The following is a 24,245-nucleotide window of genomic DNA, read 5'->3' as shown; positions in this document are numbered from 1 at the left end:
GGTATGACAACGTATGTTCTGGCAACGAACCACGTCGATACGAGTGCCGTCCTCTGCGATTACCTCTTGCCGCGCTTGGGAGCGAACGATATCGTTCACGCCGTGAACTCCCTTCCCGGCGGCGACGATACGACGAGCGAGGACGTGCGCGACGGCGAGGACGCACTCAACGTCGTCGACTCCCGGCTTGGCGGGTTTGCCGACGTGGAGACGCACCAGTTCGTCCGCGGTAACGACGCCGACGAGGACATTCTCTCCTACGTCGAGGAAGTTGACGCCGACGAACTCGTCATCGGCGTCCGCAAGCGTAACCCGACCGCAAAAGTCGTCTTCGGAAGTACGGCACAGCGGATTCTGCTCAACTCGAACGTTCCGATGGCGGTCGTACCCCTCGAACGGGTGGACTGACGACCGTCGATTACCGGCCGGGACAGTGGCCGCCGGGTGAACCGCCGTCCCCGTGTCCGTCGCCTCGGTGGCTGCCGGTATCTCGATTTCCGTCCGCGTCGTCCTCACCGCCGTCCGTGGCGGTGTTTTCTCCCAGCACTTTATCGGCGAGCGTCGGGACGAACGTTCCGATATCGGTCACCATCCCGATAGCTTGCGAACTCCCGCGGTCGAGCAGTTGCGTGACCGTTGCAGGGTTGATGTCCACGCAGACGACTTTCGTCGTCGAGGGCAGGCAGTTACCGACGGCGACAGAGTGCAGAAGCGTCGAGAGCATCAACACCATATCGGCCTTGTGGGCCTGCTCGCGGATCGCTCCCTGTGCCTCCACCGCGTCGGTGATGGTATCCGGCAGCGGACCGTCGTCACGGATCGATCCCGCAAGGACGTACGGAACGTCGTTCTGGACGCACTCGTACATGATACCGCTCTGGATGAGACCCTCCTCGACGGCTTCCGCGATGCCGCCCGCGCGGATGACCTCGCTTATGGTGTAGATATGGTGTTTGTGGCCTTTTCGTGGGTGTTCCATCGTCTCCATATCCATCCCGAGTGAAGTGCCGTAGAGACCGCGTTCGATATCGTGCGTGGCGAAGCCGTTGCCGGCCGAAATCATGTCCACGTACCCCTCGCGGACGAGACGCGCTAAGTCGTCGCCCGCGCCCGCGTGGATGAGCGCCGGTCCAGCGACGACGAGGACCTTTCCGCCCTGTGATTTCGTCTCCTCGACTGCTTCGGCCACTTCCTCGATGAGCGATTCGGAAGGGCGCTCCGAGGAGACGCCGCCCTGCATGAATCCGAACGGTCCCGACGAGTCGCGGGGACGTTCGGGCGGGTCCACGTGGATGCCCGCCTCGTCGGTCACGACGAGGTCGCCCTTCTCGATAGCGTTTAGCACCTTCGTGTACGCGCGAGTGCCGTCCTCAGTTTCCTTGATCACGATGGCGCAGTCCATCTCGATGTCGTCCACCTCGACCCACTCGCCCTCGTATCTCACTTTCGTCGGGTGGTTGGTCGTCGAGTAGAAACCGTGTGGGACAACTTGGTCTGCGGGCGCGCGTTCGACGTGCGCATCGACCGCGTCGGTGAGATTCGCACCGATCTGGTGTAGTTCGTGCAGAATCTCCTGTAAGTCGTCTTCTGTCTCCGCCGTCACGTCCATCCGGCAGTACGACGTGTCGGTTTTCGACCTCCCAACGTTGAACTCCTCGACCTCGAAGTCGCCTCCGAGGTCCATCACGAGGCCGAACGCTTGTTGCAACGTCCCCGAGTCGATGATGTGGCCCTCCAGTTCGACGGTCCGGATTGCAGTCATTGTTGAAGGTGTGCGGGGATAGACCAAGAATGTCACGCCCTATCGAGGGAATGACTGACTTTTGACACCGAACTCGGTTCAGTTGTCCAGTTCGGCGTCGAGGAAGGCGACGGCGTGTCCGATCACGTGGTCGAGTCCCGATCCCTCGTAGGTGTCGAAATGCCCGACAGGGAGGCTGACGAACGTCGCATCCGAGATCTCATCGGCAGCGTCGGCTACCGACTCGATGGGTACCACATCGTCACGCGTCCCGCCGAAGAGCAAAACCGGACAGGTGACGCTGTCGAGGTCGCTTCCCGCTGAGAATCGCGCCAGATTCAGCAGTGACCGCGCGGGCGTCTCGTTGGTCCACTGGGCGTCCGACGGGACTGTATCCAGATAGCCGCGGCGCGCACCCGGCGTCGAGACGAGAGCGAACTCCTCGGGATTGCCTGCGATGGGGACGGTGTACGGACCGACCGCGAATGACTGGAGACGGTCGCGGATGCCTGAAAAGACGGTTTTGGCGAGGAAGCCATATCCCCGAGTCGTCAGAAACGCTCGCCCAGAGCGGATCGGCGTCTGCGAGACGACAGCGCGCACGCGGGGGTCGTCCGCAGCGACATCGAGGACGTGCCCGCCGCCGAGGTCGGTGCCCCAGAGAACCAAATTCGAGGTATCCAACCCGTCCCTCGTGCGGACGCCTTCGATAGCCGCCTCCCAATCGGCTCGCTGGCGCGACGGCGAGACGAGGTTTCGCGGGTCGCCACCGCTGTCTCCGTGATTGCGGTAATCGAAGAGAAAGACGGCGTATCCCGCTTCGGCCAGCCGTTCGGCGTAGTTCGGCAGGCCGAACGACCGGTCGCCGGCGAGGCCGCCAGCCATGACGACCACGGGCGGTTCAGCAGGTCTGTCGGGGCGGTAGAGCCACCCTGAACACCGCTCGTCGCCGCTGTCGAACCCCATCGTCACCTTCGAAAACGACTCTCTGGACGGCCGGTTGTCTCCCTGCAAGTTGCCGTGTTCGGACTCCTTTGCCCGCTCCCACTCGCCGCGACCGGACGGTCGCGTCACGCCGATACCTCCTCATCGAGCGTCTGTAACACTAACTCGGAGAAATCCTCGTCACTCAACTCGTAGTCGAGATACTGGTGGAACCACGCCGCCTCGGCGTGCCACGTTCCCTGCACGTCGTTCTCGTGGCGGAGAACGGTCGCTTCGACGCGAATCGGATCCCACTCGCCCGCTTCCGCTCTGTCGATGAGCGTCGTGAGGACGCGACCAATCTCGGCGTGATTCACGTGTACGTCAGGGAACGCCGTGAGGTACGCTACCGTCACCGTCTCCTCACCCACCCGGAGGGACTCGACGCTGATTCCGTTACTCCGGAGGTCGCCCTCCATGCCCGTGATGGCGTCGTTCATACCCACCTCTACCGAGGCGAGTGGCTAAACGTTTGCCGCGGGACACGTCTTAGAAAGTAGATTCGAAGAGAGAAACCAAACGCCGTCGCGCCGGTAGTGGCGGACCCATCGGGGGTGGGTCACGCCGAGGCGCGACAGATACCGACTCACGCGACGAGTCGGCCGAACGGTGGTCCGCGTTGGGGGTAGGCAGTCCCAACGCGACCGCATGGCAACCAGACCGGGAGTGGGTGGAACCCGGCAGGCCGGCCGAGAGACGGTGAGGCCCTCGGGGGGAGCCCCACCGTTCGATAGTCGTCGTCCGTTACGACGACCTGTCGGTAAAGCCGATATGGCGATTGGGTTCGTGTGGCGTTGGTGGATGGTGTGTGAGTGTGACGGCATCCGTCAATACGGAGCGGCCGCACACGTCGGCCCGCCGGGCGGGCTTCGGGGGACCGCGCCCACGCGCCGACGATCTCAGATGAGATAAACTGAAATATAAAACTTCGTAGCCAAATACTAAATTTGATATTGGCTATTGGAGGCTGAACTCACCGGTTGATGGATATTTAGACCATTCAACAACTCCGAGTGATGACGTGATTTTCACTAGATGCAATTGGTAAGTACTCGCGGCTATCGTCTCTGCCTGCGACAGAATGTGACTCAAGGGTGAACTATACCTACCCGAAGCACGACGACCAGCCAATGACGCCGATTGAGTTCGATGACGTTCGCGTCGGTGCGTACATGGCGACCGACGTGGAGGTCGCCCGTCCGGACGACCGGGTGGCGGACGTGGTCGAAACGCTCGCCGGAGCGACAAACGACGGCGGTCTTCCGGTGTGCGATGGCGAGCGGACGGTGCTCGGATACGTCGGCGCGAGCGACCTGTTAGCGGTGTCAGACGATGCTCCCGTCGAGACGGTGATGCGTCGTGAACTCGTTGTCGTCGGTCCAGACACGTCGGTAACGGACGCCGCGCACGCGATACTCCGGAGCGGCCAGCAGTTTCTCCCCGTCGTGAACGACGCAGGGGAACTGCTCGGTACGTTCTCGAACGGCGACGCCGTCCGGAGCCAGATACAACGGACGACGCGGTCGAAAGTCGAGCGGACGCGCGAGATGCTCGAACAGACGCACGCCACCGCCGTCGGTGTCACCGAGCGAAACGTGGCCGTCTCGTCGCTCATTCCGACGCAACAGGAAGTGTTCGCCGACGAACTCGAAGGCCGGACGTACGAACTCAAGAACGGACTCGCAGAACCGCTCATCGTCGTCGATTACGGCCCGGAGACTGTCCTCGTAGACGGACATCACCGTGCCCTCGCCGCCCTGCGACTCAACGTTGAACGAGTGGACGCCTACGCGCTCAGCATCTCCCCGGACGAAGTCGGCGAACTCGGCCTTCGACGCAGCGCCCGCCTCGGCGGTCTCGACTCGCTTGCGGACGTGGCAGTCAACGACTACGTTTGACGCTCTGCTGAGCGAGTGGAACGGCCAGTCTTATTCACCGGAGCGTCCAACAGAGCGGATATGTCTGCGGAGAATCGGGGGCGAGCAGAGCGATACTTCAGGCACGCGACCGAGCGCCATTGGAGTCCATACGAGATAGACTTGGCTGCCGACCGAGCGGCGATTTCCGACCTCGGCCGGAGCGCGTTTACACAGTTACGCGCGACGATTGCAATGTTCGGCGCGGGCGAGGAGAACGTGACCGAAGATCTGGTTCCGCTGGCCGCAACTACGACGAACAAAACCGACCAACGATTCGTCGCCAGCCACATCTACGAGGAGGCCAAGCATGCCGCCTTCTTCGAGCGCTACTGGAAAGACGTCATCAGACCGGCGGAAGACGCCCGCGGATTGGACCCGACCGATCCGACGGCCGACCGATGGTTCACTGCCGCCTACGAGGAGATATTCAATCGGACGGAAACGGCGATGAACCAACTCCTCGACGACGATACGCCAACCAACCGCGCCAACGCGTACTGCCACTACCACCTGACGGTCGAAGGCGTCTTCGGTCAGACCGGGTTTCACGCCATCGAGGCGACGTTCGACCCGGAGACGGACGGACCGTCACTTCCGGGCCTTGTCGAGGGAATCAGTCACGTTCGGCAGGACGAGGGACGGCACGTCGGGTACGGCATGAATCAACTCGCTGAACTCCTCCAGCGTACAGCAGTCGAGCGGTCGTTCGTCGAGGAAACGGTCGAGACGCTCGCAGAACCGGTCGATGCCGTTGTCGAGCGAATGGGTTGGAGACGCCTCCCCGGTCCCGACAGCGACGACCTCACCGCGTTCGCAGTTCGGAAGCGACGTGACCGACTGGCGCAACTCTCTCGTGGAGCCGAGTCCGAGCATGGGACGGTGAACTGACCGTGCGCGCCGTCGAAGTCACCGAATACGGAGACAGTTCCGTTCTGACGATAACGGACCGACCAGCGCCGACACCGAGTGAGGGCGAGGTCAGCATCGATGTCGCGGCCGTCGGCGTCAACTTCGCCGACATCGAGCAACGCAGAGGCAATTACCCCGATAGCCCGTCGCCACCGTTCGTCCCCGGATTGGAGGTTGCTGGAACTGTCAGGACCGCTCCAGCCGGGAGCGACCTTGCGGTCGGTGACCGGGTTGCCGCACTCACGTCGAGCGGGGGGTACGCAGAACGCGCGACCGCACCAGCCGAACAGACGTTCCGGATCCCGGAATCGCTCTCATGGGCTGCGGCGACCGCGCTGCCGGTCCAAGGGTTGACCGCCCACAACGTCCTCCACGAGTGGGGCAACCTGTCACCGGATGAGCGAGTATTGGTCCATGCTGGAGCAGGGGGCGTCGGTTCACTCGCCGTCCAGTTCGCAGACGCCGCCGGAGCGACCGTACTCGCCACCGCCAGTACCGCCGAAAAGCGTGAACTCACCAGAGACCTCGGTGCCGATCACGCCATCGACTACACGGACGTTGACGTGGCGGACGCGGTCCTGTCCCGAACCGATGGTGTCGATTTGGTCGTTGACGGCGTCGGCGGCAACGCGTTCGCTGCCAGCGTCGAGGCACTCGCGCCAGTCGGTCGAATCGTGACGTTCGGGATGGCGAGCGGCTCAGTGCCGACTGTGGCGACACCGCGACTGTTCTTTGCGAATCAATCCGTCATCGGCTACCATCTCGAACACGCGCTCGACCATGTCCCAGAACGCGTACTCGAAGCTGTGCCGTCCGTGATCGACCATCTCGCGTCCGGTCAGGTCGAAGTCGTCGTTGATCGAACGGTTCCGCTTTCGGAGCCACAGCAGGCTCACGACGCCCTCGCCAACCGCGAGACAGTCGGAAAAGTGGTCCTGACGCCCTGAGAACGTGATAGCTACCGCAGACTTACGGAAACCGGGCAATTTTTACAACAGACAGCGAACCGCAGCACATGGCCGATAGCCAAGATACCACGGACCACATCGAAGGCATCGTCGAAGAGCGATTGCGCGTCGATACTGGCGATTTCGACGCCGAGACACCGTTCGACGGCGAAACGCTCGATGCCGATTCGCTGGACCTCGTCGAAATCGCCGAGGCCATCGAAGCCGACGTCGGCGTCCACATCCCCGACGAGGACCTCGAAGAGCTAGAGACGGTCGGCGACCTGACGGCGTACGTCACCGAGCGGACCTAACATGGAACGGGACGTCGTCGTGACAGGCATCGGTCTGGTGACCGCGCTCGGAGAGACAGCCGACAGCACGTGGGCGGGACTGCTCGACGAGCGGAGCGGCGCGGGTCCGATAACGCGGTTTGATCCCGACGAGGCCAACGTACGCGCCAACGTCGCATGCGAGATCGGAACGGACCCAGCGGCCGACACGTCCGACGACCGCATTGACGACCGAACGATGGGGCGGTACACGCAGTTCGCCGTCGCCGCCGCTGCCGAGGCGCTCGAAGACGCCGGATTCGATCCCGTCGATCCCGCGTGGACACCGGAACGCGCGGGAACCAGCATCGGCTCCGGACTGGCTGGACTTTCGGAGATCGAAGCCGCGGCCGGTTCTCGTCCCTCCCCGTCGTTCCTCGTACGCGCGTTGACGAACCTCGCGGCCGGGCACGTCAGTATGGCTGTCGGCGCGAAGGGACCGAACCGCGCACCCGGAACGGCGTGTTCGGCGGGCACCCACGCCATCGCGGCCGCAGCCGACGATATTCGGCGCGGACGCGCCGATGTCGTCATCGCCGGCGGAACTGAGGCCTCAATCTCGCCGCTCGGCGTCGGGAGTTTCGACTCAATGCGGGCGCTCAGCACTCGCGCTGCCGACCCTGCCGCGGCGAGTCGCCCGTTCGACGCCGACCGAGACGGGTTGGTTCTCGCGGAGGGCTGCGGTATTGTCATCCTGGAATCGCGCGACCACGCTCGTGAGCGTGACGCGACCCCGTATGCGGCCGTGACCGGTGCAGGCCGATCTGCTGACGCACACCACGTCACGCGCCCGGCCGAGTCGGGAGATGGGCTCCGCCGATGTATCGAGCGAGCGCTGAAGGACGCTGGCAGAGACCCGGCCGCCGTAGATCACGTTAACGCGCACGCGACGAGCACACCGATTGGCGACGCGCGTGAGGCCGAAGCCCTCAATACGGTGTTCTCGGAGACGGATGTGCCGCCAACCACGAGCGTCAAGGGCCACCTCGGACACGCACTCGGGGCCGCCGGTGCTATCGAAGCCGCTATCGTCGCACAGACGATTGCCGAGGGAACGATTCCGCCGACGATGAACTACGAGACATCCGATTCAGACTGTGATCTGCCGGTCGTCGCCGAAGCCCGAGCGATGGACGTTGACGTCGCTGTCAGCACGTCGGCCGGGTTCGGCGGAACGAACGGCGCACTCGTCTTCGAGCAGCCGTGACCATGTCCGACGAAGCGCCCGACGTCGCTCGAAACACTGGCCCCACAGTTAGACACGGCGTCGATGTGGTGGCTATCGACCGCATTGCCGACCTTCTTGCGGAGTTCGGCGATTCGTTCCGCGGCCGAGTATTCACTCCGGCCGAGCAGGCCTACTGCGAGGCGCAGGGCGACCCACCGCAGCACTACGCCGCCCGCTGGGCAGCCAAAGAAGCATTCCTGAAGACGCTGGCCGGTTCCTCACCCGGTGTCCCGACCGCCGCCATCGAAATCGACCGCCGACCCGACGGCCCTCGACTGTCACTGGCTCCCGTCGCATCCGACGCGCTCGATGCGACACTTGACGCATGCGACGTCCAGCCCGAGACTGCCGACATCGCAGTCAGTCTGACCCACGATCAGACCGCAGGATACGCCATCGGATCGGTGACTGTCGTCGGTACAGCGAGACGAACCACTAATCGCCGTATTTGATTCACACCACCACAATGACGACCGAACATTCACCATCCACGCTCGACGGAACAGCGTTCCTCTTCCCCGGACAGGGAAGCCAAACCGTCGGTATGGGACGAGCGTTCTACGACGACTGGCCCGAGACGCGTGCGCTGTTCGACCGTCTCGATTCCGCGCTTGATATCGACCTCACGGAGTTGTGCTTCGAAGGAACAACAGAGAAGCTACAACAGCCGAGTATCACCCAACCGGTGTTACTGGCGACCGGTCTCGCGGTCTACGAGGGCGTCACCGCTCGTTTCGATGTCGAACCGACGCTCGTCGCCGGCCACAGTCTCGGCCACTTTACCGCGCTGGGGGCTGCGGGGGCGATATCCCCTGCCGAGACGGCCAAACTCACGCACCAGCGGGGGAACTGCATGGAGCAGGCGGCCGCGGCTGATGGCCCGGGAACGATGATTGCTGTCCTCCTGGCTACCCGAGACGAGGTCGAAAAAGCGTGTGCCTGCCGGGAGGATGTCGGTATCGCCCTGTACAACGCACCGAAGCAGGCCGTCATCAGCGGCACCACTGCGGGAGTGAAAGCGGTGGAGGAGCGACTCGACGAGCGGACGACGGTTCGCTTCCACGAACTCGATGTCGGTGCGGCGTTCCACTCACCGGTGATGGCGTCGGCTGTCGATTGTGTCGAAACGGCGATGGCCGACGTGACGCTCCGCGAAGCCGATATTCCGGTCGTCTCCGACGTGAGCGGCGAAGTGTACACGAAGCCGAGCGTCGCCCGTCGAGACCTGTCGAACCAGATTACGTCGGCAGTTGACTGGGTCCGTGTCGTCGAAGAACTTCGCGCACAGGGCATCGAGCGATTCGTCGAGTTCCCGCCGGCCGGGGTGCTATCGACGCTCGTCGAACGAATCGCGCCGGACGCCGACTGTCTCACACTCGAAACGCCCGCGAACGCTCAGGAGGTGTTTGCGTGACCGACGACTTCGACGGCGAGGTCGCAGTCGTCACAGGCGGAACGCGAGGCATCGGCCGTGCAGTAGCAGAGCAACTCGCCGAACGGGGGGCGACCGTCGTCGCAACCTATCACGACGATGACGAGGCCGCAGAGCAAACTGCCGCCGCGTTGGCCGCGCTCCCCACCGAAACCGCAGTCGAACAGTTTGATGTCGCCGACTTCGACGCGGTAGCGGCGACTTTCGAGACCGTTACCGAGCGGTACGGTCACCCGACGATTCTCGTGAACAACGCCGGAGTGATGGACAACGGTCTGTTACTCCGGATGACGCCCGAACGGTGGCAGCGCGTCATCGACGTGAATCTCACGGGCACGTTCTACTGCACGCGAGAAGCAGCGAAACAGATGCTGCGGTGCGATGACCGAGGCGGTCGCATCGTCAACGTTGCGAGCGTCGCCGCCCAGCGTGGGTGGGCCGGCCAATCGAATTACGCCGCGAGCAAGGCCGGCGTCCTCGGACTCACTCGTTCGGCGGCCCGCGAACTCGGCGGAAAAGACATCCGCGTCAACGCCGTCGCTCCCGGATACACCGACACCGATTTGCTGGCATCCTCATCGGGTCACGAATCGGCCGTCGAGACGGATACCGCAAGCGGCCGCGTTGCCACACCCGAGGAAATCGCGGACGTAATCCGCTTTTTGGCCAGCGACGCCGCATCCTACGTCAACGGCGAGGTCGTGCGCGTTGACGATGGACTTGTGTTGTGAGCCATAACAGTTCAAAGCCGTAATATTATAGTTCGCTCCTCGGCGAGGAGTACACACGAGAATGTGTCTTTATAATAACACTTCCAGACGGGCGTTCGTCGGAACGATTTCAAGCGCAGTCGCTGTCGGTCTCGCCGGTTGTAGCGGAAACCAGTCGGGAGGAACCGAGACCGAAACCGAAGGGACGACGACGGAAGAACAAGCGACGCCGACCGAGACGCAGGAGGCGACGACGACTGAATCCGAGACGTACATGAACGGCGTCGGCCCCGACGCTAGCATCTCGTTTGCTGTGCCGTCCTCGGATGCGGAACTCACCAGTACGTACGTGCAATGGAAGGCCACTGCGGACGGCGTCACGATCGAGAAAGCCGGTGAAGTAATCGAAGGCGCTGGCCACTACCACATCCTCGTTGACACCGACCCCGTCACGCCGGGTGAAATAATTCCCACAGACGACTCGCACATCCACTACGGAACCGGTCAGACGGACGGTGTTCTCGAACTCGAACCGGGCGACCACACGCTCCATCTGCAGGTCGGCGACGGCGTGCACAAAGCGATCGATCTGGTTGATACCGTCGAGGTAACGGTTCGTGACGAGGCCAGCCTCAGTCTCGATACGACCGTCGATGGCAGTGTCGTCGAGTGGGATGTCACCGCCGAGAACTACACTATTCAACCGGTTAGTGAAGGCATCAACTCGAACGCCGGGCATCTCCACGCGCTCATCGATACCGACCACGTTCCAGTCGGCGAGGTGATCCCGACCGACGCACGCCACATGCACTTCGGTGACGGATCGACCAGCGGACGAATCGACCTCGCAGAACAGTTGGGTGACGAGTACGAACCGGGCGACCACACTATTCATTTCCAAGTCGGGACGGGCACACATCGTGCGACGATGGTTCATACCCATACGACGGTCACGACCGAATAGCAGCCACAACACGTAGCGACATCACCAACGTGTCGTTTTCCTTGTGGGCTCTCTGCTGGAGTGAGGATACTGGAGGTGAGAAGCCTAGTATTACGCTCTCGTCGAGCTTGAGATGTAGCCAGTTGCGGGCCAACTGATATAGTACGTGATTGTGAATGTTAAGACATGTACGACCCGGCCGACGCGAACTGTCCCAAATGCGGGTCCACAGATACGCACGCGAGCGCGACGATTGATCTATTCATCTGTGCCACTTGCGGATTCGAGACCCCACATTCACGATTAGATGACGACGACGCTGAGGTGTACTAATGGTGTCTGGCCGACCACTGGTACAGATTTCCGAGGGCAGTCTGATACACGAGAGGTCGTGACGACAGCATCGCAGTTGCAACGATATCACGGCCGTTAGATCATGATGCCAACGATAGCAACGGCCCGTTCTTCGGTCACTGGTGACGAGACGTAGCATCACGCTTCCGATGACTGCAGTGCCGCCGCTCCCCGGATGGCTGTCAGCGTGTTCTGAAAAATGAATTCGGTCGAATGCTTGGCCGTCAGGCCGCAGATATTCGGGATTACTCTCCGAACATCTGGCGCATCATCGGGTGCATCTCCATCAACTGCTCTTCTGCGATCTCCTCGTACAGTTTGTACGTAATGGAGACCGTCAGCAGCAGTCCCGTTCCGGAGACGGAGCCGATGGTGCCGAGCATGTTCGCCATGACTGCGAGCAGTCCGACGAGTGCACCGCCGATAACCGTCACCTGCGGGATGTACCGTTCCATCACTTGCTCGATGATTTGCGGGTTCCGTCGGAAGCCGGGGATCTGCATCCCGGAGTTTTGTATCTGCTCTGCGGTGGACTCGGGACCCATTCCCGTCGTCTCGACCCAGAAGATGGCGAAGACAGCGCCACCGACGATCATGAACGCCAGGTCGATGAGGACGCGCAGGAGGATCTGCGCGGGATCCTGCGAGGTGTACCCCAGGAACCACATCCAGTCGGCGCGCGACTGGATCGGTGCGAGGTAGTAGAACAGGCCCCCGGTGACCGCTCCGTCGCTGTAGGTTCCGAGCCACGCCGGAAGGCCGGTCCAGTTGTTCAGGATCTGCCCGAGGAACTGGATGTTGGCCTGCAGTGCGCGGACGAGGATCATCGGCAGGACGCTCGCGTAGATGAGCTTCACTGGGAAGCGACCGCGGGCGCCCTTCACACGCGAGTGGGAGAGCGGAACTTCGATGCGCACGCTTTCAGCGTAGACGACGATGCCGAAGATGAACAACGTCGTCAAGAGCGCGAGCAACTGCCCCTGTCCGAGGAAGATGTCGGACAGGCCGCCCGGCGAGAGCGGCGAGCCGATTTCGGCCGCGCCGGTGATGATGCCGAACCACGTCGGGAAGAACCCGGACGTACCGCCAAGAGCCTGCCAGCTGAACAGCCCGGCGACGAGCTGCTGGCTGACTCCCGCGATAATGAACAGACCGACACCGGAACCGACGCCCCACTTGCTCACGATCTCGTCCATGAACAGGATGAGGATGCCGCCGACGAACATCTGTGCGAAGATGATGGTTTTGACACCACCGACGCCGACGCCGAGCGACTGCGCGACCTGCTGGTCTGCGGGTAAGAATCCCCCAGCGAATACCATCGGAAGCCCGGTGAGACAGATCATCACGACCACCAGAAGCTTCTGCAGCCCTTGGTAGAGGATCTGATCACGCGGGTCGTCGGTGTCTAGGCCGAGCAGGTCGGCCCCGCCGAGCAGTTGGAGGACAATGCTCGCCGTGACGATGGGACCGATACCCAGTTGGAGTATCGACCCTTGCTGTCCGGCGAGAATACTACGGAACTGTCCGTAGAAGTCCCCACCCGGACCCTGCGTCTGCAGGCCGAACATCGTCACGTTCGTCAGGAAGAAATACATCACGAGGATCCCGGCAGTCCAACCCAGCTTCCGGCGGAACGGAACGTGTCCCTCCGGTCTGGCGACTGCTGGCATCCGCGTCAGCACTGGTTCGGCGGCCTCCTTCCATCCCATTGGTTACTCCTCGGAGTCTTCCTCGTCGTCCGTGTTATCTTCTTCGGCTTGTGCCTCTTCGGCACGCTCCGAGAGATCGGCACTGCCGCCAGCTCCTTCGAGGAGTTCGACGGCACCGGCCGTGAACGCGTCGGCGACGACGTGCAGTTCCTGACGAACCTGTCCGCCACCAAGCACCTTCACGACGTCCGCCTCGTAGCCGTCCTCGGCCACGTCACGTGCGTCGATCTGGTATGCGTCACCGTCTTTCTCAGCGAGGTCGTCAGCTGCAAGGAGTGCGGCGTCCTCGTCGAGCTTCTGAACCTTCACTTCGACGACGGTATCTTTCGCGTCCTCGGGGCGCTTGAAGCCGTGCTTCCCGATCGGTTCGTAGTTGTGATACTCGTGCTTGTCGCGTCCCGCGCGGCCGCGGCCACCGCGGTGACCGGCACCGCGCCGGTTCTTGTGCGTACCGCCACCGTGCGTGCGGGATCCACGCTGTCGTCGTTTCTTCGAGGTCATCGCATATCCTCCAGGAGGTCGTCGATCTGCTCGGTCGTGTGTTTGCCGAGCTGACCGCCTTCTTTCGTGACGTGCTTCTGCCCTTTGTGTCCGCCGCGTGGCGGGTGCAGGCGCAGCACCGGCGAGAGACCCTGCTCGCGCAGCGTCGTCTCCTCGTCGATGAGCGCTTCCGCGAGCGCGGTCACGTCGTCGTAGTCGGTGTTCGCTTCGAGCCACTCGGCATCGACCGTGTCGGAACCCTCTTCGGGTTCTGCACGGGTTCGGAGCAGCGTCTCGACCACGTCAACGCTCGGCTCACCGTGCGCGACGTAGTCGTTGACCTTCGTGATCATTCCACGGTAGGTGTCCGACTCGGGGACGAGGGCGCAGTGGTTCACGCTGTGGATGTTGAGCATCTTCAGCGTGTCGTGCGTCGCTTCGCTCATGTTCACGTCGCCGCGAAGTTGAACGACTGCTTGCATCAGTTACCCGCCTCCCGCTGTTTCTCACGTGCGCGTCGCGGGGTGCGCGACTGCGAGGCGTTCTTCAGCGCGTTGTACGTCCCTTTGGCGAGGTTGACCGTCGTGCGCGTGTTCCCGTTCGAGCGGGTCCACGCGTCCTGCACGCCGGCCAGTTCGAGGATGTTCCGGACGGTCTCTGCCGCCGCGAGGCCGAGGCCCTGCGGTGCGGGCATGATTTCCACCGTCACGGAGCCAGCTTTCCCTTCCGCCTTGCGCGTCAGAGAGTTCAGGCCACCAGCAGAGTCTTCCCACGAACCGGAGCCGCGGTCAACCTTGATGATGTTCAGCTTCGCCACGTCGATGGCCTTCTGAATGGCCGAGCCGACCTGGTCGTCTCGGGCCTCGGCGTAGCCGAGGAACCCGTCGCGGTTCCCGATGGCGACGACACAACGGAACTTCACACGCCGACCGGAGTCGGTCATGCGCTGAACCATGTTGATGTCGAGCACCTCGTCTTCGAGACCGGGCAGGAGCTGATCGACGATTTCGGCTTCCTTGAGCGGAAGTCCGGTCTCCAGCGCCTGCTCCATCGAGGTGACGTCGCCCTCCTGTACCATTCGGCCGAGCCGCGTCCGCGGTTCCCAGCCGTTGCTGTTGCGTTGGCTCATGCGTCCTCCTGAAGTTGCTCAAGCACTTCGTCGAAGTGCTCTGGCAGTTTCGTGGCGTCGAAATCACCGCTGTAGAGCGGCTCGTCGAGCTGCTCAGCGTACTCGGCGATGTGTTCGCCGCGGTTACGCGGCCACTCGGCCAGTACGTCTTCGTTGTGCGGGATTTCGAGGCCAGCGTCTATCGCTCCTTCCTGAACTGCGAACACCTTGTTACCGGGCGTCGCCGTGTTCAGGCCGATGTCGAGGACGGCCTCTTCGAGGCCGGCTTCGAGCGCCCGCTTCCCGGCGAGGTACCCCGTCAGGTACGCGCTGGGGAGGTTGCCCGTCGGGGCTTCCCAGCCGTACTCTGCGAGATCCTCCGAGGAGGCGGCCGCGTGAGTGTTGTCTCCGTTCGGTCCAGGGGAAGCCAGCTGCGCCCTGACGTGCTTGTTGCTCACGCGAGCAACGAGCCGGGGTTTACCCGATTTCAGCAGGCGCAACCTCTGATGGTAGTCCGTCCGAACCTCACGGCGACGGCGCATCGGCACCTTGTAGCGTGGTCCTGTCGCCATTATTCTATCTCCACGTCGTAGTTGTTCGTGATGTATGCTTCGAGCCGGTCCACGCTATCGAATTCGCCACCAGACGCCTTGTTGTACAGTTCACGGTACTGCGTCGGCGTCAGTGGTCCGTCGTCGCGCAGTTCCTTCAGGCGACGACGCTGTGCGCGGATTCGGCTGATCCATTCGTCCTTCGAGTTCTTCCGACCGCCGGACTTCCCCTTGCGGGAACCGGGTCCTTTGCGGTGGCCGTAGGAACGCTTCTCGGCGCGTTCGCGGGCACGGCCCTTCGAGTTACCCTTGGCGTCTTCGGCACGGATCGTGCCGTCGTCAACGAGTTCGCGGATGTCTTCGCGCGTGATGGCTTCCGCGATGTCGCTTTGTGCCTCAGGGTCGAACCAGACTCGGTTCTTCCCGACGTCGAGGACGTCAGCGGCCATTCGTCGTTGTGCTTTCAGGTCGGTCATTCGTCCACCTCCACTTCAACGTAGGTGGGGTTGAGAACGCGAATTTCGCGGTCCTCTGCCGCTTCCTCGATGCGCTCGCGCTTGCGAGCACCGACCGAGGAGGCGATTCGAACGGCCTCCGTGTCGCCGTCAACGCCTTCGAGGTCGTCCACGTTGTGGACGTGGACTTCCTCGAAGCCGGACGGGTGGAGTCCGCGGGCGGCCTTCGGCGAGCGGAAGCCCGCCTCAACCGTGTCGCCCTTGCCCTTGATACCGCGGCGCTGCTTCGAGAGGTTGCCGCGGGGCTTGCGCCACGAGGTAGGCGTCCGCTTTTTCTTGTGGTAGTCTTGCCGGTTGAACTGCGGCTTGCCCTCTCGGTGTTTCTGCGTAAGGGCGGCAGCCGTCTCGTCGTCGAGTTCCGGCGTCTTGTCGGCGAGGCCGCGGGGACGGAGTTCCGTCTCAACGTCCTCTTCGACTGCTTCTTCCTCGTCGGTTTCCTCTTCGACTTCGGCCTCGGTCTCTTCTGAGACTTCGAGGCCGCCGACGTCGGCTTTGATACGCGCTGCGAGGGCGTTACCGATGCCGGAGACGTCCGCAAGCTCAGACTGGTTTGCGGCCTTCACGTCTTCGACCGACTCGTAACCCGCCTCGCTGAGTGCGTCAGCTTTCGAGGGGCCGACACCGCTGATGTCTTCCAGTTCTTGGATTTCTTCGTCGGACATTTAGGCTCCTCCTGTCTGCGGCTTCTGCGTGATGTAGACGCCGTCTTGGAAGACGCGCGTGTCCTTGTCCTTCACGCGGGTGAGTTGTTCGATGTCGGCTGCGGTCTGCCCGACGTCCTCTTTGTCGGGGCCGGTCAGGACCAGTTCTTCGCCGTCGACCTGTACATCCGTGTCGCCGCGGACCTTTGCATGTCGCGGCGACTTCTCGCCGAGGAAGTTCTCGATCACGACCTCGTCACCCTGCACGTTCACCTGCATCGGGAAGTGGGCGTAGTAGACTTCCATCTTGTACTCCCATCCCTCGGTGACGCCGTAGAGCATATTCTCTACGTGGCTCTCGAAGGTGCCAATAGTCGCGTTCGTTTTCGCGTTCGTCTCCTCAGATTCGATGACGACCTGTCCGTCTTCGACGGTCACGCTGATGTCGGGATACCAGAGCGTCTTCGTAACGCTCCCGTTCGGTCCATCGACGGTCAGGTCGAGATTCTTGACCTCGGCAGAGACGTCGTCCGGAATGTCGATTTCTACTCGGTTCATTGTCTCAGTACACGTAGGCGATTACTTGGCCACCGATACCCTGTTCGCGGGCGTCGTAGTGGCTCATGACGCCGTGACTCGTCGTGACGATGAGCGTCCCGTAGTCACGGGCCGGGAGGTATCGCTTCTCCCACTTTTCGAACTCGTCTGCGCCCGCGGAGTAGCGGGGCTTGACGACGCCACATTTGTTGATAGCGCCATTCAGTTCGACCTCGAACGTTCCGGCTTTGCCGTCGTCGACGAACTCGAAGCCGTCGATGTACCCGCGGTCGTAGAAGACCTCGAGGACGGAGCCGATGACGTTGGAGGCGGGCTGTATCTCGTGCGACAGATGCCCGACGCTCTCGGCGTTGTTCACGCCAGCGAGTGCGTTGGAGAGGGGGTCATTTCCTGCCATTGTTATCGATACTTCTTGAATCCCATGTCGCGGGCGACCTCACGGAAGCACTGGCGACACAGATTGATGTCGTACTTTCCGACGAGACCCTGCTTACGATCGCAGCGACGGCACTCGTTTTCTTGACCAGTGCGGCGCGATGCGTGCTCGCCCGTCTGTTCTGTCTCTGATTCGCTCATTCTTCTGCAACCTCCACGTCGAAGTTCGCTTCGAGGAAGGCAGTTGCATCCTCGGCGCTCATGCGGTGTGCCGACGGAATGCTACGCGACGCTTTGTCGCGCTTTTTCACGCGGTAGCCGGGGCGGACGAGGTTAACCGTCACGTCCAGCCCGTAGATACCGATCTGGGGGTCGTACTCTTGAGACGGGAACTCGGTGTGTTCTTCGACACCGAAGCTGAAGTTGCCCGTCTCGTCGAACTGCTTGGCCGAGATGTCGGCCAGCGGGAGCGCGGTTTCGAGGAACTCGACGGCCTTGTCGCCACGGAGCGTAACCTTCGCACCGATTGGGTCTCCCTTCCGTGCCCCGAACTGCGTCGCGGCACGGGTGGCGATGGTCTGGACCGACTGCTGGCCGGTGATCTCTTCGAGGATCTCCTCGGCGTTAGCCAGTTCCCGACCGCCTTCACCGACGCCCATGTGGACGACGACCTTCTCGATCTGCGGTTCGCGCATCTCGTGAGAGACGACTTCGCTCTCGCTCATTCGTCATCACCCGTGAAGTTCTCGTCGATAACGACGACGTACTGTTCGACAGTCTCGAACTCGCCGTCCTCTGTCTCGACAGTCACGGAGTTGTTCCCGCTCCCGGGCGTGACGGTGATTTCGGTGACCGTCCCGATTTCGCCCGCGTGGGAGCCATCGACAGCGGTGACCAGCGCGCCTTCCTCGTACGGGAAGTGTGCGACGATCTCCTTCGTCTCGTTGTCGATGACGAGCGAGTCCTTCGAGCTGTACTGGTTGGGTTCTTCGTCTTCCTCGACGCGGACGTTCGAGCCGTCGTGCAGCGTCAGCTGCGTCGCGCCGCCCTTGACGCTCTGCTTGCCGACGACTTTGCCGAGGCGGCTGTCCGCCGCCGACGCGTCGATAGGCGTGAGCGTCAGGCGTCCACCCTCGTCGGGGAAGACACGGAAGTACTCTTCTCGCTCCGTGAACGCCAGGATGTCGAACATCCCGATGGGGCGCTGCTCGTCGGAGATGGCGTCACCGTTAACGAGGACGCCGTCCTGGTTGAGCGCGTAGCGCGCCTCCTTTTTGTTGTCCACGTAGCCGAGCACGTCCCGAAGCAGGATGAGGAGGGGAACCCCTGCCTCACCGTGCGGGCCGGCGCTGGCCTTCACCGTGAACGTCCCTTCTTTGCGTTCGATCGGCCACGAGTTCGGTGCCGAGAGTCGCTTCTGATGTCGCGTCATTCGTTATCCTCCGCTTTGAGACGCGATTCACGACGCTCGTCTTCGAGGTCCAGTTCGGTCACGCGAATGTTGCTCGCGTCGAGGGGACGAGGAACTTCCTCGCCGTCGGCCTTTGCGACCGTGACATCCTCGACGTAGACAACCGCGTCCTTGAGGTCGATGTCGGTGACTTCTGCCTCCGTTCCGGCGGCGTCGCCGCGGAGAACTTCCACCGTGTCGCCTGCGTTGACGCGGACGTTGCGCTGGCCGTACTCCTCTCGGAGGTCGTCGGTCAGCGTCGCGCGGACCTGCTTCTGTCGCTCGTGAAGCGGCGCGTTCTGCGTCTCGTTTCGCTGTTTGCGTGGTTGCTTCGTCATGGTCTATACGATCATCGTCGCCGTCGAGGCGATACTCCCGAAGCGCTCTGCAACTTCGCGTGCGATGGGACCCTTGATTTCGGTCCCGCGAGGCTCTTCCATCTCGTCGATGATGACGGCGGCATTGTCCTCGAACTTCACGCGCGTCCCGTCCGGTCGGCGGATCGATTTCCGCTGCCGAACGATGACGGCTTCGAGCACTTGGCGGCGCATTTCGGGCGTACCCTTCGTCACCGAAACGGTGACCTGGTCGCCGATGCCCGCCTTGGGGTGTCGGTTCTTGGTTCCTGAGTAACCCTTCACGCTGATGACTTTCAGCTGGCGTGCGCCAGTGTTGTCAGCGCACGTGATGAGCGAGCCTCGTGCGAGGCCCTTCGTGATGTCGGCCTTCAGCGCCTCCATCACTCCTCACCTCCGAGCGTCTCGACGACGACGTGCGCCTTCGTCTTCGACAGCGGTCGGGTCTCTGCGATACGTACCGTGTCGCCTTCCTCGAGGTCCATGCACGGGGGTGCGTGGGCCGGAATGCGACTACGCCGCTTCATGTAGCGGTCGTACTTGGGGACGCGAACGTCGTATTCGCGTTCCACAACGACGGTTTTGTCCATGTCAGTGGAGGCGACTGTGCCTTCGATCGTCTGTCCGCGGACGGCAAGGGAGCCGTGGAACGGACAGTTCTCGTCGGAGCAAGCCTCCTCCGGTTCTTCTACGTTCAGTCCTATCGCCATGTTGTGTCACCTGCCTTCTCTGTTCGCAAGGCGGGTCGTGAGAGCAGACGTGTGCCATCCACCGTAACGTAGGCCACGCCCTCGCAATTCCCGGACGATGTCCGAGAAGCCGCTGAGGAATCCTCAGCAGGCCGACCAGACTGACTGGCTTCCAATCCGCCAGCAGTTTCCGACCGAAGTTTGGACGTGGTCCCCGACGCCTTCTCGGCGTCGGCGGCTTCATCTGTGTGTGTGGGACGAGTGTCCCGTGACGGAATCTCGAACTGCAGGGTTGCACCCTGCTTGGGCACCTGACAGACCCGTGTTCCCCCGTTAGACGTGTCGCTCACGTCCACGTGGAGCGTCTGCATTGTCTCGACGACGACACGGCCAGCTATCCCGACGAGGTCGGGGTTAGCGGCGTCAACGACCTCCACTCGGAGGCCGTTGAGTTCGTGTCGCGTCAGCGTCTCGGGTGTCAGTGCCATTGATTCGTTATTCGTCGTCGAAGTCGTCGGACTTCGTCTGACGGTCCGATGAGCTACTGCTCATCGAAGTCGCCTTCTTCTTGCTGGATCGTCTTGATCCGAGCAATGGTTCGCTTCAGTTCGCTGATGCGTCCGGGGTTCTCCGGTGCACCACCAGCCGCCTGAACGGCCTTCGCGTTGAGGAGTTCCGTTTCGAGCTCTTCGACTTCAGCCTCGCGCTCTGCGGGCGTCATGTCGCGGATCTCTGCGGTGTAGAGGATTGCCATGTGTTATTCCTCCGTCTCCTCGTCGTCTTCATCTTCGTCGGCCGCTTCCATCTCGGCGACGAGGTCTTCGGCTTCCGCCTCGACCTCCTCGTCGAGTTCAGCTTCGTCGGCCGGCTCTTCGTCGTCTTCGGACTCGTCGGTCTCAGCGTCCGACTCAACGTCACCGGACTCTTCGACGACTTCCTCGACGATCTCCTCGTCGATGACTTCGCTGGGTTCCTCGTCGGGGACCTCGACTTCCTCTTGGTCCGCGGCGACGTCCGGAATCTCCTCGGGTTCGTCTTCGAGGAGCTCCTCGACGCCTTCGGATTCGACGGCCTGCTCGACCGGTTCCACGTCGGCGTCCTCTTCGATCTCGAAGTCGTCGGGAAGCTTGGCTCCCGGCGGGATGATTTTCACCGTCACGCCGATGGTGCCGAGCTTCATCACAGCGACGCCCTGCCCTTCGTCGACAATCTCCTGGGCGGGTTCGCCGTTGTGCTTGATGTAGCCGCGGTTGAATTTCTCCACGCGCGAGCGGGCACCCGTGACCTTACCGGAGAGGACGATTTCGGCGCCGAGTGCGCCAGCGTCCATGATGCGGTCGATGGTCGTGTGGCCCGCTTTGCGGAAGTACCAACCACGTTCGAGTGCGTTCGCCAGACGATCCGCGACGATGCGTGCGTTGAGGTCGGGTTCGTCGACCTCCTGCACGTCGATCTGCGGATCTTCGAGGTTGAAGCGCGTCTCCAGTGCCTTGGTCACCTTGCGGATGTTCTTCCCGCCTTTGCCGATGACCATACCGGGCTTTTCGGCTTTGAGCACGATCTGGGTGCCCATCGGCGTCTTGGCGACGTCCATGCCGCCGTAGCCCGCACGACCGAGTTCCTCTGCGAAGAACTCGTCGATCTGCGAGCGCTGGAGCCCGTTCTCGATGAATTGGTGTTCGTCAGCCATTATTCCTCGACCTCCTCGATGATGAGTTCGACGTCACAGAGCGTGGTGTTGAAGGGGTCTGCACTCCCGAACGCTCGGGGTTTACGACCGGGTCGTTCTCCGACCTTGTGCGCGGCGACGTGCATGATCTCCATCGATCGACCGTCGAACCCTGCCTCGTCGGCGTTGGCTGCGACGTTCTGCAGGAGTTCGAGGAATGCCTTCGACGCTTTCTCGGGGTAGCGGCCCGCGTCCCAGCCTTCGATGTCGGAACGGTGCCCGACACCGGTGTTGTGCTGGCGGAACGGAACGGAACGCTCGCCCTCGATGACGGCGTCGAGGTATTCTTCGGCGTCCTCGACGGTCATGCCCTTGATCTCGCGCGAGATGGCCTTGCTGTGCTTCAGGCTGATGGGCCGGTCACGGAGCATCCCCTTGGCGGTGGTGTCCGGATCGGCCTCGACGCTGTAGTTGATTCCCATGGGTTATTTGAGCGGTACGAACTTCGAGGACCGGGTCGCTCCGATACCGGCCTGCCCGTGTTCGACCGAGTTACGGGTCAACTGGAACTCGCCGAGATAGTGTCCGACCATCTCGGGTTGGATACGAACGCGCTCGAACGACTGTCCATTGTAGACGGCGAACGTCTTATCGACGAACGACGGCAGAATGGGCATGTCGCGCAGGTGCGTTCGGATGGGCGAGTTTGCGGTCTCCTCGGGGTCCGCTTCGCGGACCGTCTCGAGGAGCTTCTCCTTCTGGAGCGTCAGCCCTCGGTTGATGCTTCGCCGCTGTCGTGCGGGGAGCAGTTCTACGACCTCGTCGAGCTCCATCTCCTGCAACTCGTCGAGCGTGTAGCCGCGGTAGGTGAACTCCTCACCTTCACGGCCGGTTCGGTATTCCGAGCTCATTGTTAGTTACCTCCTTTGCCACCGCGACCGGTGCTCTTTGAGGCGATGTCGCCGACCTTGCGGCCCGGCGGTGCGTTACGCGAGACGGATTTCGGGCGACCGGGGTGCTGGCGGCCACCGCCACCGAACGGGTGATCTACCGCGTTCATGGCGACGCCGCGAACCCGCGGCCACTTGATACCGCGTGCGCGCATCTTGTGGTGCTTCTTTCCTGCTTTGACGAACGGCTTCTCCGTCCGGCCACCGCCAGCGACCACACCGATCGTAGCGCGGCACTGCGGGTTGAGGCGCTTGACCTCACCGGACGGAAGTTTCACGACGGCAACGTGCCGGTCGTGGGTGAGAAGCTGGGCGCTCGTACCGGATGCACGAGCGAACTTGCCACCGTCACCGACCTGCCGTTCGACGTTACACACCGGAACCCCTTCCGGGATTTCGGCGAGCGGAAGCGTGTTTCCGGGTTTGATCTCCGCGGAGACGCCGACCTGAATCGTGTCGCCGACCGCGACGCCCTCGGGAGCGAGGACGAGACGCTGGTCGCCGTCTTCGAATTCGACGGCGGCGACCGGCGCACTGCGGGCGGGGTCGTGTTCGATGTCGACGACCGTTCCGGAGACTGTATCCTCCGATTCAGCCTTCTTGTGCGAGAGTTCGGCCTTGTAGCGGTGCGACGGTGCCCGGAAGGTGGGCGTACCGCGACCACGACGTTGGCCCTGAATTCGTCGTCCCATTGTTAGAACACTCCGATGCGAGAGGCGACTTCCTGTGCGTCGTCGTCCTCGCTCAGACGAACGGTTGCTTTCTTCGTGCCCTTCGGCGTAACCTGCGTGTTCACCTTCTCGATGGACACTTCGTAGCGCGATTCGATCTCTTCGACGATTTCAGGCTTCGCAGCGTCGAGATCGACGATGAACTGGAGCTTGTTGTCGAAGTCCATCTCGTTCATCGCCTTCTCGGTCACGAGCGGGTGGTGGACGACGCTCATCGGTCGGCCACCTCCTCAACTGCGCTCTCAGTGAAAATCGTCAGGCGACCGGCGTGCGTACCGGGCGCGAGGTCCTCGGCGTTGACGTTCGACGCGGTGGCGACATCGACGCCTGCGAGGTTGCGAGCCGCCTTCGACGGCTCCTCGCTGGTCACGAAGAGGATGGACTTGGGACGCTTGTACTTGCGTCCGCGTGCCTTCCCCTGACCGGCGCGAACCTTCTTGTTGTCCTCGGAGTGCTCAACGTCAGCGTGGACGCCGAGCGATTCGAGGAGCGAGACGACTTCCTTCGTTTTCACGAGGTCTTCGAAGTCGTCGGAGACGACGAGGGGAAGGTCGAGGTCCTCGTCGAAGCGGTGGCCGCGTTCGGCGACCAGTTCGGCGTCCGTCGTGGCGGCGAGCGCCGAGCGGACGGCGAGCTTTCGCTCTTTCTTGTTGATTTCCTTACCCTGGTCTTTCTCGGCCTTCGGCGGGTGTGCCTTACGACCGCTGACAGCGTGGGGAACGCGGCGGGCGCGACCGTTCTCACGCGGGTCGTGAGACATGCCGCGACCGCTACCCAGCGACTCTGCCGGGGTTCGCATCCCCGCGTAGGGGTCGGCTCCGTACGCCTGTTTTCGGTTTGCCTGCGCGGCGAGGACGGCACGCTTGATGAGGTCCGGACGGTAGGCCGTCTCGAATACCTCGGGAAGGTCGAGCGTACCGGCGTCGTCGCCGTTCAGGTCTCGGATTGTTGCCTGCATGGT

The 24,245-nt window shown here is 62.5% G+C and carries 37 protein-coding genes; 11 read left to right on the top strand and 26 right to left on the bottom strand.

Annotation, left to right across the window (positions count from 1 at the left end; genetic code table 11):
- Window positions 1-3 precede the first annotated feature (3 nt).
- A complete protein-coding gene (locus HBOR_RS05110) occupies window positions 4-408 on the top strand; it encodes a universal stress protein (protein WP_006053875.1) in 405 nt (134 codons plus the stop codon).
- Window positions 409-418: 10 nt separating this feature from the next.
- On the opposite strand, the gene HBOR_RS05105 is transcribed toward HBOR_RS05110, so the two are convergent.
- From HBOR_RS05105 to HBOR_RS05095, 3 genes are all read right to left on the bottom strand, one after another.
- Window positions 419-1,762, bottom strand: coding sequence for an ornithine cyclodeaminase, nickel-pincer nucleotide-dependent (locus HBOR_RS05105; protein ID WP_006053874.1), 1,344 nt, complete (start codon window positions 1,760-1,762; stop codon window positions 419-421).
- Window positions 1,763-1,840: 78 nt separating this feature from the next.
- Window positions 1,841-2,815, bottom strand: coding sequence for an alpha/beta hydrolase (locus HBOR_RS05100; protein WP_006053873.1), 975 nt, complete (start codon window positions 2,813-2,815; stop codon window positions 1,841-1,843).
- A complete protein-coding gene (locus HBOR_RS05095) occupies window positions 2,812-3,165 on the bottom strand; it encodes a hypothetical protein (protein WP_006053872.1) in 354 nt (117 codons plus the stop codon). The genes HBOR_RS05100 and HBOR_RS05095 overlap by 4 nt, the downstream gene beginning before the upstream one ends.
- A gap of 690 nt (window positions 3,166-3,855) precedes the next feature.
- Between HBOR_RS05095 and HBOR_RS05090 the strand changes: the two genes are divergently transcribed.
- From HBOR_RS05090 to HBOR_RS19915, 10 genes are all read left to right on the top strand, one after another.
- Complete coding sequence (locus tag HBOR_RS05090) at window positions 3,856-4,623, top strand: CBS domain-containing protein (RefSeq protein WP_006053871.1); 768 nt, start codon at window positions 3,856-3,858, stop codon at window positions 4,621-4,623.
- 60 nt (window positions 4,624-4,683) lie between these two features.
- On the top strand, window positions 4,684-5,532 hold the full coding sequence (locus HBOR_RS05085) for a ribonucleotide-diphosphate reductase subunit beta (protein ID WP_006053870.1): 849 nt from the start codon (window positions 4,684-4,686) through the stop codon (window positions 5,530-5,532).
- 2 nt (window positions 5,533-5,534) lie between these two features.
- A complete protein-coding gene (locus HBOR_RS05080; RefSeq protein WP_006053869.1) occupies window positions 5,535-6,500 on the top strand; it encodes a quinone oxidoreductase family protein in 966 nt (321 codons plus the stop codon).
- A gap of 68 nt (window positions 6,501-6,568) precedes the next feature.
- A complete protein-coding gene (locus HBOR_RS05075; protein ID WP_006053868.1) occupies window positions 6,569-6,814 on the top strand; it encodes an acyl carrier protein in 246 nt (81 codons plus the stop codon).
- Window position 6,815: 1 nt separating this feature from the next.
- Window positions 6,816-8,039, top strand: a complete 1,224-nt coding sequence (locus tag HBOR_RS05070) for a beta-ketoacyl-[acyl-carrier-protein] synthase family protein (protein WP_006053867.1) — start codon at window positions 6,816-6,818, stop codon at window positions 8,037-8,039.
- Between the two features lie 2 nt (window positions 8,040-8,041).
- Window positions 8,042-8,512: a holo-ACP synthase gene (locus tag HBOR_RS05065; RefSeq protein ID WP_006053866.1), complete on the top strand. Its 471-nt coding sequence runs from the start codon at window positions 8,042-8,044 to the stop codon at window positions 8,510-8,512.
- A 14-nt stretch (window positions 8,513-8,526) separates the two neighbouring features.
- On the top strand, window positions 8,527-9,474 hold the full coding sequence (locus HBOR_RS05060; protein ID WP_006053865.1) for an ACP S-malonyltransferase: 948 nt from the start codon (window positions 8,527-8,529) through the stop codon (window positions 9,472-9,474).
- A complete protein-coding gene (locus tag HBOR_RS05055) occupies window positions 9,471-10,223 on the top strand; it encodes an SDR family NAD(P)-dependent oxidoreductase (protein ID WP_006053864.1) in 753 nt (250 codons plus the stop codon). The genes HBOR_RS05060 and HBOR_RS05055 overlap by 4 nt, the downstream gene beginning before the upstream one ends.
- 61 nt (window positions 10,224-10,284) lie before the next feature.
- Window positions 10,285-11,166 carry a DUF4399 domain-containing protein gene (locus HBOR_RS05050; RefSeq protein ID WP_006053863.1) on the top strand — a complete coding sequence of 294 codons (882 nt, stop codon included), beginning with the start codon at window positions 10,285-10,287 and terminating at the stop codon, window positions 11,164-11,166.
- 165 nt (window positions 11,167-11,331) lie between these two features.
- A complete protein-coding gene (locus HBOR_RS19915; RefSeq protein WP_161609400.1) occupies window positions 11,332-11,478 on the top strand; it encodes a YheV family putative zinc ribbon protein in 147 nt (48 codons plus the stop codon).
- 266 nt (window positions 11,479-11,744) lie between these two features.
- Here HBOR_RS19915 and secY read toward each other — a convergent pair whose 3' ends face one another.
- From secY to rpl4p, 23 genes are read right to left on the bottom strand one after another with little or no spacing between them, the layout of a single operon-like run.
- Window positions 11,745-13,211 carry a preprotein translocase subunit SecY gene (secY, locus tag HBOR_RS05045; protein ID WP_006053862.1) on the bottom strand — a complete coding sequence of 489 codons (1,467 nt, stop codon included), beginning with the start codon at window positions 13,209-13,211 and terminating at the stop codon, window positions 11,745-11,747.
- A 3-nt stretch (window positions 13,212-13,214) separates the two neighbouring features.
- Window positions 13,215-13,712 carry an uL15m family ribosomal protein gene (locus HBOR_RS05040; protein ID WP_006053861.1) on the bottom strand — a complete coding sequence of 166 codons (498 nt, stop codon included), beginning with the start codon at window positions 13,710-13,712 and terminating at the stop codon, window positions 13,215-13,217.
- Window positions 13,709-14,173 (bottom strand): 50S ribosomal protein L30, encoded by a 465-nt coding sequence (locus HBOR_RS05035; protein WP_006053860.1) that lies wholly within the window; start codon window positions 14,171-14,173, stop codon window positions 13,709-13,711. Before HBOR_RS05035 ends, HBOR_RS05040 begins: the two co-directional genes overlap by 4 nt.
- On the bottom strand, window positions 14,173-14,820 hold the full coding sequence (locus HBOR_RS05030) for a 30S ribosomal protein S5 (RefSeq protein ID WP_006053859.1): 648 nt from the start codon (window positions 14,818-14,820) through the stop codon (window positions 14,173-14,175). The genes HBOR_RS05035 and HBOR_RS05030 overlap by 1 nt, the downstream gene beginning before the upstream one ends.
- The gene (locus HBOR_RS05025; protein WP_006053858.1) at window positions 14,817-15,371 is read right to left on the bottom strand and encodes a 50S ribosomal protein L18; all 555 of its coding nucleotides are present in this window, start codon (window positions 15,369-15,371) and stop codon (window positions 14,817-14,819) included. Before HBOR_RS05025 ends, HBOR_RS05030 begins: the two co-directional genes overlap by 4 nt.
- Entirely contained in the window at window positions 15,371-15,826 is a 456-nt protein-coding gene (locus tag HBOR_RS05020) for a 50S ribosomal protein L19e (protein WP_006053857.1), read from the bottom strand. Before HBOR_RS05020 ends, HBOR_RS05025 begins: the two co-directional genes overlap by 1 nt.
- Window positions 15,823-16,527: a 50S ribosomal protein L32e gene (locus HBOR_RS05015; RefSeq protein ID WP_006053856.1), complete on the bottom strand. Its 705-nt coding sequence runs from the start codon at window positions 16,525-16,527 to the stop codon at window positions 15,823-15,825. The genes HBOR_RS05020 and HBOR_RS05015 overlap by 4 nt, the downstream gene beginning before the upstream one ends.
- Window positions 16,528-17,064, bottom strand: coding sequence for a 50S ribosomal protein L6 (locus HBOR_RS05010; protein WP_006053855.1), 537 nt, complete (start codon window positions 17,062-17,064; stop codon window positions 16,528-16,530).
- 4 nt (window positions 17,065-17,068) lie between these two features.
- The gene (locus HBOR_RS05005; RefSeq protein WP_006053854.1) at window positions 17,069-17,461 is read right to left on the bottom strand and encodes a 30S ribosomal protein S8; all 393 of its coding nucleotides are present in this window, start codon (window positions 17,459-17,461) and stop codon (window positions 17,069-17,071) included.
- A 2-nt stretch (window positions 17,462-17,463) separates the two neighbouring features.
- Complete coding sequence (locus HBOR_RS05000; protein ID WP_006053853.1) at window positions 17,464-17,640, bottom strand: 30S ribosomal protein S14; 177 nt, start codon at window positions 17,638-17,640, stop codon at window positions 17,464-17,466.
- On the bottom strand, window positions 17,637-18,164 hold the full coding sequence (locus tag HBOR_RS04995) for a 50S ribosomal protein L5 (protein WP_006053852.1): 528 nt from the start codon (window positions 18,162-18,164) through the stop codon (window positions 17,637-17,639). Before HBOR_RS04995 ends, HBOR_RS05000 begins: the two co-directional genes overlap by 4 nt.
- Window positions 18,161-18,871: a 30S ribosomal protein S4e gene (locus HBOR_RS04990; protein ID WP_006053851.1), complete on the bottom strand. Its 711-nt coding sequence runs from the start codon at window positions 18,869-18,871 to the stop codon at window positions 18,161-18,163. The genes HBOR_RS04995 and HBOR_RS04990 overlap by 4 nt, the downstream gene beginning before the upstream one ends.
- Window positions 18,868-19,227 (bottom strand): 50S ribosomal protein L24, encoded by a 360-nt coding sequence (gene rplX, locus HBOR_RS04985; RefSeq protein ID WP_006053850.1) that lies wholly within the window; start codon window positions 19,225-19,227, stop codon window positions 18,868-18,870. Before rplX ends, HBOR_RS04990 begins: the two co-directional genes overlap by 4 nt.
- Before the next feature lie 3 nt (window positions 19,228-19,230).
- Entirely contained in the window at window positions 19,231-19,629 is a 399-nt protein-coding gene (locus HBOR_RS04980; protein WP_006053849.1) for a 50S ribosomal protein L14, read from the bottom strand.
- Window positions 19,629-19,955, bottom strand: coding sequence for a 30S ribosomal protein S17 (locus HBOR_RS04975; RefSeq protein ID WP_006053848.1), 327 nt, complete (start codon window positions 19,953-19,955; stop codon window positions 19,629-19,631). The genes HBOR_RS04980 and HBOR_RS04975 overlap by 1 nt, the downstream gene beginning before the upstream one ends.
- Window positions 19,946-20,422 (bottom strand): ribonuclease P protein component 1, encoded by a 477-nt coding sequence (locus HBOR_RS04970; protein ID WP_006053847.1) that lies wholly within the window; start codon window positions 20,420-20,422, stop codon window positions 19,946-19,948. Before HBOR_RS04970 ends, HBOR_RS04975 begins: the two co-directional genes overlap by 10 nt.
- 53 nt (window positions 20,423-20,475) lie before the next feature.
- On the bottom strand, window positions 20,476-20,688 hold the full coding sequence (gene rpmC / locus HBOR_RS04965) for a 50S ribosomal protein L29 (RefSeq protein ID WP_006053846.1): 213 nt from the start codon (window positions 20,686-20,688) through the stop codon (window positions 20,476-20,478).
- A gap of 3 nt (window positions 20,689-20,691) precedes the next feature.
- Window positions 20,692-21,624: a 30S ribosomal protein S3 gene (locus tag HBOR_RS04960; protein ID WP_006053845.1), complete on the bottom strand. Its 933-nt coding sequence runs from the start codon at window positions 21,622-21,624 to the stop codon at window positions 20,692-20,694.
- On the bottom strand, window positions 21,624-22,085 hold the full coding sequence (locus tag HBOR_RS04955; RefSeq protein ID WP_006053844.1) for a 50S ribosomal protein L22: 462 nt from the start codon (window positions 22,083-22,085) through the stop codon (window positions 21,624-21,626). The genes HBOR_RS04960 and HBOR_RS04955 overlap by 1 nt, the downstream gene beginning before the upstream one ends.
- Before the next feature lie 3 nt (window positions 22,086-22,088).
- Complete coding sequence (locus HBOR_RS04950) at window positions 22,089-22,514, bottom strand: 30S ribosomal protein S19 (protein ID WP_006053843.1); 426 nt, start codon at window positions 22,512-22,514, stop codon at window positions 22,089-22,091.
- Window positions 22,515-22,516: 2 nt separating this feature from the next.
- Window positions 22,517-23,245, bottom strand: coding sequence for a 50S ribosomal protein L2 (locus tag HBOR_RS04945; protein WP_006053842.1), 729 nt, complete (start codon window positions 23,243-23,245; stop codon window positions 22,517-22,519).
- Window positions 23,246-23,247: 2 nt separating this feature from the next.
- Entirely contained in the window at window positions 23,248-23,499 is a 252-nt protein-coding gene (locus HBOR_RS04940; RefSeq protein WP_006053841.1) for a 50S ribosomal protein L23, read from the bottom strand.
- Window positions 23,496-24,242 carry a 50S ribosomal protein L4 gene (gene rpl4p, locus HBOR_RS04935; RefSeq protein ID WP_006053840.1) on the bottom strand — a complete coding sequence of 249 codons (747 nt, stop codon included), beginning with the start codon at window positions 24,240-24,242 and terminating at the stop codon, window positions 23,496-23,498. The genes HBOR_RS04940 and rpl4p overlap by 4 nt, the downstream gene beginning before the upstream one ends.
- Window positions 24,243-24,245 lie beyond the last annotated feature (3 nt).

The organism is Halogeometricum borinquense DSM 11551 (assembly GCF_000172995.2).
GTDB lineage: Archaea > Halobacteriota > Halobacteria > Halobacteriales > Haloferacaceae > Halogeometricum > Halogeometricum borinquense.
Note: the sequence above shows the minus strand (reverse complement) of the source record. Positions and strands in the feature narration are given on the sequence as shown.